This is a genomic window from Rhodococcus sp. 14-1411-2a, from assembly GCF_002259485.1.
Classification (GTDB): domain Bacteria; phylum Actinomycetota; class Actinomycetes; order Mycobacteriales; family Mycobacteriaceae; genus Rhodococcoides.
In genome coordinates this window covers 595,322-609,093 of sequence record NZ_NPGA01000020.1, presented here as the reverse complement: position 1 = coordinate 609,093, position 13,772 = coordinate 595,322, and the positions used below count along the sequence as shown (strand labels likewise).

General features: G+C 65.4%; 13 protein-coding genes. 7 read left to right on the top strand and 6 right to left on the bottom strand.

Annotation, left to right across the window (positions count from 1 at the left end; translation table 11 throughout):
- Positions 1-1,488 carry an MFS transporter gene (locus CH291_RS23815; protein WP_094642161.1) on the top strand — a complete coding sequence of 496 codons (1,488 nt, stop codon included), beginning with the start codon at positions 1-3 and terminating at the stop codon, positions 1,486-1,488.
- A 13-nt stretch (positions 1,489-1,501) separates the two neighbouring features.
- Here the strand turns inward: CH291_RS23815 and mgtE are convergent, their stop codons facing one another.
- From mgtE to yaaA, 3 genes are read right to left on the bottom strand one after another with little or no spacing between them, the layout of a single operon-like run.
- The gene (gene mgtE / locus CH291_RS23810; RefSeq protein WP_094669824.1) at positions 1,502-2,848 is read right to left on the bottom strand and encodes a magnesium transporter; all 1,347 of its coding nucleotides are present in this window, start codon (positions 2,846-2,848) and stop codon (positions 1,502-1,504) included.
- A 42-nt stretch (positions 2,849-2,890) separates the two neighbouring features.
- On the bottom strand, positions 2,891-4,102 hold the full coding sequence (locus CH291_RS23805) for a DUF2786 domain-containing protein (protein WP_094688778.1): 1,212 nt from the start codon (positions 4,100-4,102) through the stop codon (positions 2,891-2,893).
- Positions 4,099-4,842 (bottom strand): peroxide stress protein YaaA, encoded by a 744-nt coding sequence (gene yaaA / locus CH291_RS23800; RefSeq protein WP_094642155.1) that lies wholly within the window; start codon positions 4,840-4,842, stop codon positions 4,099-4,101. Before yaaA ends, CH291_RS23805 begins: the two co-directional genes overlap by 4 nt.
- A 69-nt stretch (positions 4,843-4,911) precedes the next feature.
- Between yaaA and CH291_RS23795 the strand changes: the two genes are divergently transcribed.
- Positions 4,912-6,663 carry a proline--tRNA ligase gene (locus CH291_RS23795; RefSeq protein WP_094642153.1) on the top strand — a complete coding sequence of 584 codons (1,752 nt, stop codon included), beginning with the start codon at positions 4,912-4,914 and terminating at the stop codon, positions 6,661-6,663.
- A gap of 75 nt (positions 6,664-6,738) precedes the next feature.
- A complete protein-coding gene (locus CH291_RS23790; RefSeq protein WP_094688777.1) occupies positions 6,739-8,463 on the top strand; it encodes an acyl-CoA dehydrogenase family protein in 1,725 nt (574 codons plus the stop codon).
- Between the two features lie 9 nt (positions 8,464-8,472).
- On the opposite strand, the gene CH291_RS23785 is transcribed toward CH291_RS23790, so the two are convergent.
- Complete coding sequence (locus CH291_RS23785; protein WP_068050212.1) at positions 8,473-9,081, bottom strand: TetR/AcrR family transcriptional regulator; 609 nt, start codon at positions 9,079-9,081, stop codon at positions 8,473-8,475.
- 82 nt (positions 9,082-9,163) lie between these two features.
- On the opposite strand from CH291_RS23785, the gene CH291_RS23780 reads away from it, so the two are divergent.
- Positions 9,164-10,618, top strand: coding sequence for a DHA2 family efflux MFS transporter permease subunit (locus CH291_RS23780; protein WP_094669829.1), 1,455 nt, complete (start codon positions 9,164-9,166; stop codon positions 10,616-10,618).
- On the opposite strand, the gene CH291_RS23775 is transcribed toward CH291_RS23780, so the two are convergent.
- The gene (locus CH291_RS23775; protein WP_094669830.1) at positions 10,581-11,021 is read right to left on the bottom strand and encodes a ferritin-like domain-containing protein; all 441 of its coding nucleotides are present in this window, start codon (positions 11,019-11,021) and stop codon (positions 10,581-10,583) included. The genes CH291_RS23780 and CH291_RS23775 overlap by 38 nt on opposite strands.
- Positions 11,018-11,521 (bottom strand): hypothetical protein, encoded by a 504-nt coding sequence (locus CH291_RS23770; protein WP_094642143.1) that lies wholly within the window; start codon positions 11,519-11,521, stop codon positions 11,018-11,020. Before CH291_RS23770 ends, CH291_RS23775 begins: the two co-directional genes overlap by 4 nt.
- Positions 11,522-11,689: 168 nt before the next feature.
- Between CH291_RS23770 and rimP the strand changes: the two genes are divergently transcribed.
- From rimP to CH291_RS23755, 3 genes are all read left to right on the top strand, one after another.
- The gene (gene rimP / locus CH291_RS23765; RefSeq protein ID WP_094688776.1) at positions 11,690-12,265 is read left to right on the top strand and encodes a ribosome maturation factor RimP; all 576 of its coding nucleotides are present in this window, start codon (positions 11,690-11,692) and stop codon (positions 12,263-12,265) included.
- On the top strand, positions 12,262-13,269 hold the full coding sequence (gene nusA / locus CH291_RS23760; protein WP_068050201.1) for a transcription termination factor NusA: 1,008 nt from the start codon (positions 12,262-12,264) through the stop codon (positions 13,267-13,269). The genes rimP and nusA overlap by 4 nt, the downstream gene beginning before the upstream one ends.
- A gap of 96 nt (positions 13,270-13,365) precedes the next feature.
- Entirely contained in the window at positions 13,366-13,698 is a 333-nt protein-coding gene (locus tag CH291_RS23755; protein WP_068050199.1) for a YlxR family protein, read from the top strand.
- Positions 13,699-13,772: the final 74 nt, after the last annotated feature.

The window sequence follows — 13,772 nt, the reverse complement described above, 5'->3', positions numbered from 1 at the left end:
ATGTCCGATACCTCCAGTACCGAGGTCAAGTACCCGGTGACGACCCGAGCGTTCGGGTTGGCGATCATCGTCCTGAGCGGCCTGCAATTGATGGTGGTGCTCGACGGCACCGTGGCCAATCTGGCACTTGCTCCGTTGCAGGCGGATCTGGGCCTGTCCGATGCCGGACGCAACTGGGTGCTCACGTCGTATGCCCTCGCCTTCGGCGGGCTGATGCTCCTCGGCGGCAGACTCGGTGATGCCTTCGGTCGCAAGAAGATGTTCCTGGCCGGCGTCGTGCTGTTCACCATCGCGTCCCTGCTGTGCGGGCTCGCGGTCAACGAGGCAACGCTGGTAGCGGCGCGCGCGCTCCAGGGCGTCGGAGCCGCGGTGGCGTCGCCCACGGCGTTCGCGCTGGTGGCGACCACCTTCGCGCCGGGCCCGGTACGAAACCAGGCCATCGCGATCTACGCGGCCATGACCGGTGTCGGCTCCATCGCAGGCCTGATCATCGGCGGTGCGCTGACCGAGGTGTCGTGGCGGTGGATCTTCCTGATCAACGTGCCGATCGGTGTCGTCATCGTGGTGCTCGCAGTCGTGTCGCTGCAGGAGACGGTGGGGGCGAAGCTACCGCTCGACGTGCCGGGAGCGATTCTGGCGACGCTGGGCTGCACCGGAGTGGTGCTCGCTCTGAGCGAGGGCACCGAACTCGGCTGGACCAATCCGATCGTCATCGTCTCGCTGATCGCCGGTCTGCTCTTCCTCGGGCTGTTCCTGCTGGTCGAGCGTCGTGCCGACAACCCATTGCTGCCGTTCTCGCTGTTCGGCAGCCGAGACCGGGTGGCGACGTTCGTGGCCATCTTCTTCGCCGGTGGCGTGATGTTCTGCCTCGCCGCCTACGTGGCACTGTTCGTCCAGGACATCCTGGGATACAGCCCGTTGCATGCGGGCCTGGCGTTCGTGCCGTTCGCCTTCGGACTCGGTGCCGCCGCATTCCTCGCCTCGCAGCTGGTGACGCGCATCGCCCCACGGTGGCTGATACTGAGCGGTGCCGTCATCATGGTCGGGTGGCTGATGGTGTCGGTCGCGACGATGAACGCCGACTCGTCGTACTTCCCCGGACTGTTCTTCCCCGTCATCGGCATCGGATTCGGCGTCGGCCTGACGGTCGTGCCACTCCCGCTGTGCGCCATCGCTGGAGTCAGCCCCACCGAGATCGGCCCGTTGACCGCCATCGCCCTGGTTGCCCAGACCCTCGGCGGGCCGCTGGCGCTGGCCGTGATCGGTGCGCTGGTGACCTCTCGAACCTTGTCTCTCGGTGGCATCTCCGGACCGGCAACGTTGATGAACGACAGCCAACTCGACGCGTTGAGCTCGGGCTACATGTTCGCGCTCTTCTGCTGCGCAGTCTGCGCCGTGGTCGCGGGAATCGCTGCGGTGTTCATTCGCTTCACCCCGGAGCAGGTCGCGCAGGCACAGGCCGCTCAGGAAGACGCCCAGAAGGGCTGACGAGCAGGGCCGATCACACGCCCAGTACGGCCTTGGCGATGAGGAAGTAGACGATCAACCCCGTCGCGTCGCAGAAGGTGGAGATGAAGGGCGTCGAGAAGACCGCCGGGTCCACCCCGATCTTCTTGGCGATCAGCGGCATCGCACCGCCGACCGTGGCTGCGAGAGTGCAGATCGACAACAGCGTCGTACCGATGACGACCCCGAGGTGCCAGTCGTAGACGAGTCCGGCGATGACGAAGCCCAGGGTGCCGAGCATCGCACCCATCGTCGCGCCGACGCGAACCTCGCGAAACAGCACCGAGGCGATGTCCCGCGGTCGCACGTCACCCAGCGCAAGTGCCCGCGTGACAGTGGTCGCGGCCTGCGAGCCGGTGTTGCCGCCGGTCCCGGTCAGCAGCGGAATGAACAGCGCGAGAGTGACGACTGCGGCGAGCGCGTGCTCGAAGATCTCTAGAACCTGCACCGTGAGGATGGCCGACAGCGCCAACACCAGCAACCACACCACGCGCGAGCGAACGATGGACAGCACCGGCGTGGACAGATACGGCCGACGCAGCGGCTCCGAGCCACCCGCGCGAGCGGCGTCCTCGTCCTCGGCTTCCTCCAGGATTCGAGAGGACTGTTCGAGTGTGAGAATGCCGATCAGCCGTTGCTCGGAATCGACCACCACCACCGCAGGACTGCGGTGCTCGAAGCACAGCCGTGCAGCCTCCTCCGCCGACGAATCGGCCTCGACCACAGGATGATCCGAGTACAGATCCCCGACCGGAGTGCTCGGTGCCGCCGTCGCCAGATCGGCGAGGGTCACCACCCCCAGCAGAGTTCGGTGATCGTCGGTGATCGGCAACAGATACACCGACTCGGCGTCCGAGCCGGTCCGCCGCACGGCGACGAGTGCGTCGCCGGCGGTCGCGGCGGTCCGTAGCCGAACGAACTCCGGGCTCATCCGGCGGCCGACCGACCCGCGGTCGTACCCCAGCATGGGCGCGGTGAGTGCGCGCTCGTCGGGGGACAGGCCCACCAACAGTCGATGCGCGACATTGGAGGGGAGTTCGTCGAGCAATTCGACACGGTCGTCCGGGTCGAGATCCTCGAACAGCGCGATCACATCGTCGCTGCGCAGACTCTCGAACAACTCACCGCGAACGGTGGCGTCGAAGCGTTCGAAGACCGCCACGGCCTCGTCCTTGGGCAGAAGGCGAAACAACACCGCGCGTCGAGACGAGTCGACACGCTCGAGCATGCGCACCGCATCGGTCGTCGACAGCTCGCCCATCAGAGTGGACAGGGCGGCCATGTCACGGGCGGTCAGGAGTTCGGACGTTCGCGTCATGATGTCGTCGAGAGTTTCGGGCACAGAACCATTTTGCCTTGCGAACGGGCGGTCGACTCACATACCTCAGCGCGAGAGATCGGCCCGATCCGCCGCAGCCTGGCCCGAATCCCATCCCTCGGCGTCCAGGCGTGGGCCGCGCATCGGCTTCGCCGTCGGGAACAGTCGATCGAATTCGGCTTCGACGGCGACGGTCTGTGCGGCGAGTATCGGTAGTAGATCACCGGATTCGTGACTCGCCTCCTCGAGGGCGTTCGCATCGGCGTCGGTCAGACGGTCTCCGATACGGACGGCGTACGCGTACAGGAATGCCTTGCCGAACGCCGCCGATCCGGCCTTCTTGCGCTTCTTCGCCTGCGGTGAATGCCCGAGGGCGCGTGTGGCCTGAACGAGCAGAGAGGTGAACAGCAACTCGGTTTGCTCCACGTCCACCGGCGCTCCGACCAGAGTTGCGACGGCGAACTCCGGGTCCCAGATCGCCTTGACGCGGTTGGCGGTTCCGACGACGTGCAACAGCTGCGCCTTGGCCGGGGCATGCGGGCCGTCGACATGAACGCGTCGGCCGTGAATATCGATGTGGCCCTGCGAGAGCAACATGGTGTCGATGGAGTAGCGCGTCATCAACTCCTGCGCCTTGGCCGTCAGCGTCTCGGCCTCCTCCTCGAAGTCCGTGGCGTCGGCCTTGGCCAGTAAGCCGCGAATCTTGCTCAGCATCTTGGTGTTCGGGGAGTCGGAACCGGAAACACCCGTCACCGTGGGACGAGTGCGCGGCCACTGGGACGGTTTCGGGCCGAGCTGAGGCCAACGGGGGAGTGTCTGCCATCGACCGAGCAGGGTGAGTACGTCGAGCCACTGATCACTGGCCGCGATGTAATCGGTCTTACGGGAAGAGGTCAGGTACGCGGTCAGGAAATCGGGCGTGGCCTCGACCCGGGCCGCAACCTTCGGGAACTGCTCGCAGATCGTGGACATCTGATCCACCCAGTCCTGTGGAGCCCGCGAGTCCGCGTCGGCGAGATCGGCCTGATGCAGCAGTACCGCGGCAGCGAGATCGGCCACGGCCACCGTGTGCTGACGCCGCACGACGTGCACCAGATCCATGGGCTGCCAACCGTTTTCGTACATCGTCTCGATCATGTTCGTCAGCGCGCGAGAGCCGAGTTCGGTCGCGTCCATCGAGACCAGTCGATCCGCGACGTCGTCGGCGACGCGTTGGCTCTTGGTCTTGCCGACCGAGGCGTCGGCGCCGCGGCGGAGCAGTCCAGGAATCTCGCTCATTCGGTTAGCACGATCAATTCGGTGCTCGATGCCACTTCGACTCGCAGTCCGGCCTTGGACGCCACGCGCGCAACGGCTTTCACGTCCTTCGGCTCGGCGGTGGTCAGAGTCAACGCGCGTGCCAGCAGGCCCTTGTGATGCTTGTTGAAGTGGCTCACCACCGAACGGGTGCCGTCGGGCTTCTCGGTGAGCACCGTGGCGGTGATCGCACCGGGGACGGGACCGAGCTGCTGGTAGGTGCCGGATCGGAGGTCGACGACGATCCCCTCGTCCTCGGCGTCGATGGCGTCGGAGAGTTCGGGCTTCCAGTGTGAGCGCAGGGTGCCGAAATTCGGAACGGTCGATCCACCGGAGAGTCGGTAGTACGGAATCGGGTCGCAGGCACGGACGGCTCCGAACAGGGCCGAGCCGATCCACAGCCGCGCGTCCGCTCGGGCGCGACCGGCCCGGGTGAACGACGCCGCGTCGAGGGCGTCGTAGAGCACGCCGGTGTACCGCTGCAGCGCAGGTGTGGTGGGTGAGGTCCACAACCGGGCGTTGCGTTCGATCTCGTCCACCTGGGTGGGGCCCAGGCCGAGCGCCGCGATCGACGCGTCGACGTCGGCGGACAATTCCACCAGCGCGTCGGCGAGCTTTCGACGAAGCGGAGTCAGCGAGGCCAACGACAGTCGGTCCAGATCGAGAGGTGCTCCGGAACCGCCGTCGGACTTCGTCTCGGAGGGAGGCAGCAGAATCAGCACGGGCTCGAGGCTACTCACTGTACGGCCGCCTGCTCACAGGCACTGCAGGAGCGACTAGTCTGACAACCCGTGATCACCCGTCTTTCGCAGTTGTTCCTTCGTACCCTTCGCGACGACCCGGCCGACGCCGAGGTCGACAGCCACAAGCTGTTGGTCCGCGCCGGCTACGTCCGTCGTATCGCGCCGGGCGTCTACTCCTGGCTGCCGCTGGGTCTGCGGGTGCTGCGCCAGGTAGAGCGTGTCGTGCGCGAGGAGATGAACGCCATCGGTGCACAGGAGATATCCCTGCCCGCACTGCTGCCGCGCGAGCCGTACGAGACCACCAATCGGTGGACCGAATACGGCGACGCCCTGTTCCGGTTGCAGGATCGCAAGGGCAACGACATGCTGCTCGGTCCCACCCACGAGGAACTGTTCGCGCTGACGGTCAAGGCCGAGTACAACTCGTACAAGGACCTGCCGGTCACTCTGTACCAGATTCAGACCAAGTACCGCGACGAAGAGCGTCCCCGCGCAGGCATTCTTCGCGGCCGCGAGTTCGTGATGAAGGACTCGTACTCCTTCGACATGGACGAGGACGGACTGAAGAAGTCCTACGCCGCCCACCGCGAGGCGTACCAGCGCATCTTCGCCCGCCTCGGTGTCAGCTACGTCATCGTCGCCGCCACGTCCGGTGCCATGGGCGGCAGCGCCTCCGAGGAATTCCTCGCCGAGAGCGACATCGGTGAGGACACCTACGTGCGCTGCATCGAGTCGGGATACGCGGCCAACGTCGAGGCCGTCACCACTCCGGCACCTGCGCCGCTGCCCATCGAGGGGCAGCCCGCTGCCGTCGATCACGAGACCGGCGACACCCCCACCATCGCGACCCTGGTGGAGTGGGCCAACTCCGCCGATCTCGGACGCACCGTCACCGGCGCGGACACGCTGAAGAACATCTTGCTCAAGGTGCGGGGTGCCGAAGGTGAGTGGGAACTGCTCGCCGTCGGCCTACCCGGTGACCGCGAGGTCGACGAGAAGCGCCTCGAGGCGTCGCTGGAGCCGGCCGAGTTCGCTCTTCTGACCGACGCGGACTTCGCAGCCAATCCGTTCCTCGTCAAGGGATACATCGGGCCTCGCGCGTTGCAGGCCAACGGAGTTCGCTACCTCGTCGATCCCCGGGTGGTCGACGGCACGTCGTGGATCACCGGCGCGGATGTCAAGGGCAAGCACGTGGTGAACCTCGTCGCCGGTCGCGATTTCGTCCCCGACGGCACCATCGAAGCAGCCGAGGTGCGTGACGGCGACATGTCTCCCGACGGTCGTGGACCGCTCGTCAGTGCTCGCGGAATCGAGATCGGGCACATCTTCCAGCTCGGCTACAAGTACACCGACGCGTTCTCCGTCGACGTGCTCGGCGAGACCGGCAAGCCGGTTCGCCTGACTCAGGGTTCCTACGGCGTCGGCGTCTCGCGTCTGGTCGCCGTGATCGCCGAGCAGATGCACGACGACAAGGGCCTGCGGTGGCCGTCGGAGGTCGCACCTGCCGATGTCCACCTGGTGATCGCGAACAAGGACGACGCTGCTCGCGCGGGCGCGGAATCGATTGCGACACAACTCGATACACAGGGCATCGAGGTGTTGTTCGACGATCGCAAGGCCTCGCCAGGAGTGAAGTTCAAGGACTCGGAACTGATCGGTGTTCCGCTCGTGGTCGTTCTCGGCCGCGGTTGGGCCGACGGCAAGGTCGAGATCCGTGATCGCTTCAGCGGTGAGAGTCGCGAACTCGACATCGACTCGGCGGTCGAGGAGATCGTCAAGGCCGTGCGAAACACCCCGTAGAACAGTCTCGCGATCTTTCTGCGCGGTCGTTTACCCGCTGGTAGCTTCGGGGCAACGACTAGGAGAGGTCACACCGTGGCTCAGTATGCGCTGTTCGATCCGACAACCTTCGATCCGGCCGAGCTCGACGAGGATTCTCGCCGACAATTGCGTGCATTGATCGAGTGGTTCGAGAGTCGCGGCAAAGGCAGGCTTCTGGCGGACGATCTGGACAGCGTCTGGCCGGCCGACTTTCTCGAATTCGTCGCCGAGCAGAAGCTGTTCGCAACCTTCTCCACGCCAGCCGCTTATGCGGAGGGACTGCCGAACACGCGATGGGACGCTGCTCGCAACGCCGCGCTGAGCGAGGTTCTCGGGTTCTACGGTCTGGCCTACTGGTACACCTGGCAGGTCACCGTGCTGGGTCTCGGGCCCATCTGGATGAGTGCCAACGACGACGCCAAACGCCGCGCCGCACGCGAGCTGGACCGCGGCGGTGTGATGGCGTTCGGACTGTCCGAGCGCGCACACGGAGCCGACGTCTACTCCACCGACATGCTGTTGACGCCCACGCCCGAGGACTCCGAACTCGAGTTCACCGCGTCGGGGGAGAAGTACTACATCGGGAACGGCAACGTCGCGGGCATGGTCTCGGTGTTCGGCCGACGCACCGACCTGGACGGACCCGATTCGTACGTGTTCTTCGTGGCCGACAGTGCGCACCCGGCCTATCGGCTCCGCGAGAGCGTCGTTCACGGTCAGATGTACGTCAGCACGTTCGCACTCGAGAACTACCCCGTCCGGCGACAGGACATCCTGCACACCGGTGCCGACGCGTTCTCGGCAGCTCTCAACACGGTCAACGTCGGAAAGTTCAACCTGTGCACCGGATCCATCGGCATCTGTGAGCACGCCTTCCACGAGGCGATCACGCATGCGAACAACAGAATTCTGTACGGCAATCGGGTCACCGACTTTCCGCACGTGCGCAGTGCGTTCGTCGATGCCTATTCGCGCTTGATCGCGATGAAGCTCTTCAGTGCGCGGGCACTGGACTACTTCCGTGCCGCAGGGCCCGAGGACCGGCGCTACCTGCTGTTCAACCCGATGACGAAGGCGAAGGTGACCTCGGAGGGCGAAACCGTCGTGCGGCTGCTGCACGACGTCATCGCGGCCAAGGGCTACGAGAAGAACACCTACTTCCGCGAAGCCGCCCAGCTGATCGGAACACTGCCCAAGCTCGAGGGCACGGTGCACGTCAACGTGGCGCTGATGCTCAAATTCATGCCGGCCTACATGTTCTCGCCCACCGACTATCCGGACGTCGGTACCCGAACCGAGCCGGTCGACGACAGCTTCTTCTTCGCCCAGGGGCCGGCCCGCGGTGCGAGTTCGGTGCGGTTCCACGACTGGAAGCCGCTGTACGAGAAGCACTCCGGCATCCCCAATGTGGGACGCTTCTACGAGCAGGCACAGGCATTCACCTCGTTCCTCGCCGAGTGTGCGCCCGACGAGTCCCAGCAGAAGGACCTCGATTTCCTGCTGGTGGTGGGTCACCTGTTCTCGCTCGTGGTCTACGGTCACCTTCTGCTCGAGCAGGCCGACGAGATCTCGTCCGAGATGATGGACCAGATCTTCGACTTCCAGATCAGAGACTTCTCCGGCTATGCCGTCGCGCTGTACGGGAAGCCGTCATCGACTGGAGCGCAACAGCAATGGGCGCTCGATTCGATTCGCAAGCCGGTGGTCGACGCGGGGCGTTTCGAGACGGTCTGGAACGAGGTCGTCTCGTACGACGGTCGGTACGAGATGCGTCCCTAGCGCCGACGCTCAGCCGGGATCGGCCGGGACCAGATTGGTTCCGAACGCGCACACCGTCATCTCGTGCAGTCCGGCGCTGTCGTTCGGATGCTCGAGCGCCTGCATCGACATGAGGACGTTGAGCAGCATCCCGTGCGCGATGAACTGCCGTGCCTGATCCTCGGAACAACCTGTGCCGGCACGTATCTGGCCGTAGATGGCACCCATTCCCTCCCGGGCTGCCCGGCCGATCTCGGGTACCGAGCCTGCGCCGAATCCGTGCATCATGACCATCAACAGGTCGCGATCGGCCACCAGATCGGCATAGGCGGAACCGAGATTCGCCCAGGTGCTGTCGTCGTCGGGGTCGAGCGGGCCCGCCGCCAGCACGGCATCGAACGCGGCCATGATGCCGTCGACGGAGCGTTGGAACACCAGACGAAACAACTCGACCTTGGTGCCGAACATGCGGACCACATACGGCTGAGAGACGCCCGCTTCCTTCGCGACCGCATCGGTACTGGTGCCGGCGTAACCCCCGCGCGCGAACGCGCGCATCGCTGCGTCGAGCACGAGCTCTCGGCGGTCGGCCGCATCCATGCGGGTGGCTCTGGGCTTGGGCGCTGACGGGTCGGACATGTTGACAGGTTATCAGTTGATAACTTACGGTCTCGAATAAGTAATCATTCGATGCTTACAAGCGTGAGACGGGACGACCACAATGACCGCCACAGACTCTCCACCTGCAGTGCAGCCCGCCACTCGGAACGTTCCCGTGTGGCTCGGCATCCTCGCAGCATCCCTGCCGATGTTCATGGCAACCCTCGACAATCTGGTGATGACCAGCGCACTACCGGTCATCCAGCAGGACCTGAACGCCTCTGTCGGACAACTGCAGTGGTTCCTCAACGCGTACACCCTCAGCTTCGCCACCTTCATGCTGACGGCGGCGACGCTCGGCGACAGGTGGGGCAGGCGCGCGGTATTCCTCGGCGGCATCGCGGTCTTCACTCTTGCCTCGGTGGCCAGCGCGCTCGCTGCGAGTCCAGCGATGCTTATCGCCGCGCGCGCCGTGCAGGGAATCGGTGCCGCCGCGATCATGCCGTTGTCCCTGGCGTTGCTCGCCGCGGTGGTACCGGTGGGCAAGCGCGCGATGGCAATCGGGATCTGGGGTGGAGTCTCCGGACTCGGCGTCGCGCTGGGACCGGTGGTCGGCGGAGCCGTCGTCGACGGGATTTCCTGGCAGGCGATCTTCTGGATCAACGTTCCGGTGGCCCTCTTCGCAGTTCCGCTGGCGTACGTCGCGCTGAAGGAAACAGCAGGGCGCATCCAACCGCTCGATCTGCCCGGCGTGGTCCTCGCAGGCGGCGGTGTCTTCCTCCTGGTGTGGGCGGTGGTCCACGGCAACGACGACGGGTGGGCGTCGGCCACGGTGCTCGCCGGTTTCATCGGCTCGGCGGTGCTGCTCGTGGCGTTCGTTCTGCGCGCCTCGCGCACCCGACACTCGGTACTGCCGCTCGCACTCTTTCGTTCGCGCAGCTTCACCATCGCCAACATCATCGGAATCACGTTCTCGCTCGGCATGTTCGGGGCGGTGTTCCTCCTCGCGCAATACCTGCAGATCGTGATGAACTACACGCCGTTCCAGGCGGGCCTACGCACGCTGCCGTGGACCGCCGCACCGATGGTGGTCGCACCGATCGCAGGTCTGCTTGCCGAGCGCGTCGGACTGCGTGGGCTGTTGGTCGGCGGCCTGTCGCTGCAGTCGGTCTCGCTCGTGTGGATGGCGCTGATCCTGGGACCCGACACCGAGTATTCGTCGATGGTCCCGGCCCTGCTGATGGCGGGAGTGGGCATGGGGCTGACGTTCGCACCGTCCGCCACCGCAGTGCTGCGGGACATGAAGGACGACGATCACGCCACCGCCAGCAGCGCCAACTCCACTGTGCGGGAGGTGGGTATCGCACTCGGCATCGCGGTATTGACAGCGGTGTTCATCGGAGCCGGTGGATCACTGACGCCCACCGGTTACACCGACGCCTTGGCACCCGCTCTGCTCGTCGGCGCTGGGGCAGTGGCGATCGGACTGGTGGCGGCGTTGTTCATGCCGGGGCGTTCCGTCGGATCGGCACACGTGCTCACGGTTGGCCGGGAAATGCCGTCGACGACGGACTGACTCCCAGAATTTGCTGCCACGTCGCGAGGCGAATCGCGGCGTCGGTCAGCGCTTGAACACCCATGTCGCGGGTCGCTCCCGACCTGCTGCGTTCGATCAGCGAACGCCACGCGATGCTGGTGTCGATCTCGGCTTGCGCGGCCAACTGCGCGGCCGAGATCGCGTCGGTCACCGGGAACGGGGACGCATACGCCGGATCGGGCAGCGGCACAGTGACACTCGCCGCCCGGAGTGCATCGATGGTCGCGTCTCGACGCGCGCGGTGGGCGGCAGTGTTCGACGCCACCAGATCTGCTCGCGTGGGATTGGAGAATGCCGCGACGACGCCGTAGGCGAACACCGCCGCATACTCGGCGGCCAGTGCATCGACGAGGCCTTGCTGTTCCGGGCCGAGATCGCTCATGCCAGCACCACCAGGGCCGAGACCGTGCACGAGGCGCTGATGGAACCGAGAAGGCCTGCTCGGTAACCGCTTTCGTTGCGAGCCGCATCTGCCGCGCTGCGAGCGGAGGCCGTCAACATCTCTCGCACGGCGGCGAGATCGGGCGGCGGCGTCGTGGGAACGGGTGTCGTGGTGGCCGTGACCGACGACGTCTCGGTCGAGGCGCCGGTGGCGCGGGCGATCTCGGTGTCGAGCGCATCGGCGTGCTCGGTCCGCTGCGCCGCAACGATCCCCAGGGCGGCGGCGTAGTCGGCGATCACCGTCGCGGCCGCGGTGGCATCCGCGGCGTCGGCGCGGGCAGCGCGCAACTGCGCAGTCAGGGTGTCGAGGGCAGGACCCGAGATCGTCTCCTGACCGCAGGCCGCAACAGTCGACACGGTGGCCGCGGACAGAGCAGCGACGCCGGCGAGTCGGAACAACCCGCGGCGACTGAGCGCGAAGGGGACGGTCGGCGTTGGCACTCCGATATCGTGCCAGACCGCGGCGCTCGCACGTGCCGTGCCCGTGTGTCGCGTCGGCCGATCGTGGTCACGAGCACTGCCTGCGGGGCGGTAGGCTGTTGGTTCACCAAACGCAGTCCTGCTGCCGTACGCCGGATCGCCCACAACTACACACGAGGAGTTCGCGACATGCCTGTTCCGTCCAAGGAAAGGGTTGTCGAACTGCTCGCCGACCTCGTTCGAGAACGGGGTTACGACCTCGAAGACGTGAACGTCGTCGCCGCAGGAAAGCACAGTGCAGTGCGGATCATGGTCGATCGCGAAGAGGGAATCGACCTCGACGCTCTCCCGGAACTGAGCCGCGAGATCTCGGATGCCTTCGATGCCGTGACGGATTTCGGGGAAGCTCCGTACACGTTGGAAGTCACCACCCCCGGAATCGACCGCCCACTGACCGAGGCACGGCATTGGCGTCGGGCTCGCGGACGCAAAGTGCGTATCGAACTGGCCGACGGCAAGTTCGACGGTCGCGTCGGGGTACTCGACGGCGATTCGGTCACCGTGGTGATCAAGGAGAAGGGTGCGCTGTCGACTCGCCCCGTTGCCTTGTCCGATGTTGTGAAAGCTGTTGTACAGGTGGAGTTCTCCCGGCCGAGCGCCGAAGAGATGGACCTGGCGGGTGGCGTGGTCGGCAGTAGGCCGTCACCCGCGAACACCGATGAGATCGTGGACGTGGAAGCACCGGAAGAAGGGTCGGACAAGTGAATATCGACATAGCCGCATTGCGTGCCATCGAGGCGGACAAGGGAATTCCGATCGAGATGGTGATCTCGACGATCCAGACTGCGCTGCTGACGGCCTACCGGCACACCGAGGGTCACCAGTCCAACGCTTGGATCGACGTCGATCGCAAGACCGGCTCCGTTCGGGTGATGGCCAAGGAACTCGACGCCGACGGCAATCTGATCTCCGAATGGGACGACACCCCGGAAGGCTTCGGACGCATTGCGGCAACCACGGCGCGTCAGGTCATCCTGCAGCGCCTGCGCGACGCCGAGCACGAGCGGTCGTTCGGTGAGTACTCCACGCACGAGGGTGAGATCGTCAACGGTGTCATCCAGCGTGACACGCGTGCCAATGCGAAGGGCACCGTGATCGTCCGTATCGGAAGTGACGCCAACGGAGCCGACGGCCTGCTGCCGCCCGCAGAGCAGGTGCCGGGCGAGAGCTACGAGCACGGCGAGCGCATCAAGTGCTACGTCGTCGGAGTCGCCCGGGGTAACCGGGGTCCGCAGATCACGCTCTCGCGCACGCACCCGAATCTGGTGCGCAAGCTGTTCGCCCTCGAGGTTCCCGAGATCGCCGACGGCTCGGTCGACATCGTGGCAGTGGCTCGCGAGTCGGGGCACCGCTCGAAGATCGCCGTCGCGTCCACCGTGTCCGGGCTCAACGCCAAGGGTGCCTGCATCGGACCGATGGGTCAGCGCGTGCGCAACGTGATGAGCGAACTGGCAGGCGAAAAGATCGACATCATCGACTTCGACGAGGACCCGGCCACGTTCGTCGGGAATGCACTGTCCCCGTCGAAAGTTGTTTCGGTGACCGTCGTCGACGCGGTTGCCCGTGCGGCCCGTGTCGTGGTTCCCGAGTACCAGCTCTCCCTGGCCATCGGCAAGGAAGGGCAGAACGCCCGACTGGCTGCTCGATTGACCGGTTGGCGCATCGACATCCGCAGCGATGCGGCGGCACCCGAGACGACCAGCGCGTAGGGCCGGAATGCGGAGTTCGGGGCAATACAGCGGTAGAGTGGTCGATGGTTCGGGAACGACCTCTCCGCCCAGGGGCATGAACGCGAGTATCCGGCAGTGACAAGCCGGCCGATTCGTACATGCATCGGGTGCAGGGAGCGAGTGCCGGCCGCCGATCTGTTGAGGATCGTGGTTCGAGAAGCTGGTTCGCACGAATTCGCTCTCGTCCCCGATGTCCGGCATTCGATGTCCGGCCGTGGTGCGTGGTTGCACTACAACCGAGAGTGCCTGCACAATGCGGAACGACGCCGAGTCTTCGGTCGTGCGTTTCGGATATCGGGAAATGTGGAATCGTCCGCAGTGACAGCCGTGCTCGACGAGCACGAACAACTGCAGGTCGAGGACACGACAAGAGCAACACCCGTCGACAAGAACAGGCAACAGCACTGATGAGCACACCGTGAAGCACCAACGATGAACGTCCATCGGAGATAACCCGAGGTCGTGCGGGCACCAAGCCTCGC

Excerpts from the sequence above, each read along its gene's own strand:
- CH291_RS23785 (WP_068050212.1), bottom strand. The coding sequence starts at position 9,081 with ATGTCCGACCCGTCAGCGCCCAAGCCCAGAGCCACCCGCATGGATGCG.
- CH291_RS23805 (WP_094688778.1), bottom strand. The coding sequence starts at position 4,102 with ATGAGCGAGATTCCTGGACTGCTCCGCCGCGGCGCCGACGCCTCGGTC.
- CH291_RS23780 (WP_094669829.1), top strand. The coding sequence starts at position 9,164 with ATGACCGCCACAGACTCTCCACCTGCAGTGCAGCCCGCCACTCGGAAC.
- rimP (WP_094688776.1), top strand. The coding sequence starts at position 11,690 with ATGCCTGTTCCGTCCAAGGAAAGGGTTGTCGAACTGCTCGCCGACCTC.
- CH291_RS23815 (WP_094642161.1), top strand. The coding sequence starts at position 1 with ATGTCCGATACCTCCAGTACCGAGGTCAAGTACCCGGTGACGACCCGA.
- CH291_RS23775 (WP_094669830.1), bottom strand. The coding sequence starts at position 11,021 with ATGAGCGATCTCGGCCCGGAACAGCAAGGCCTCGTCGATGCACTGGCC.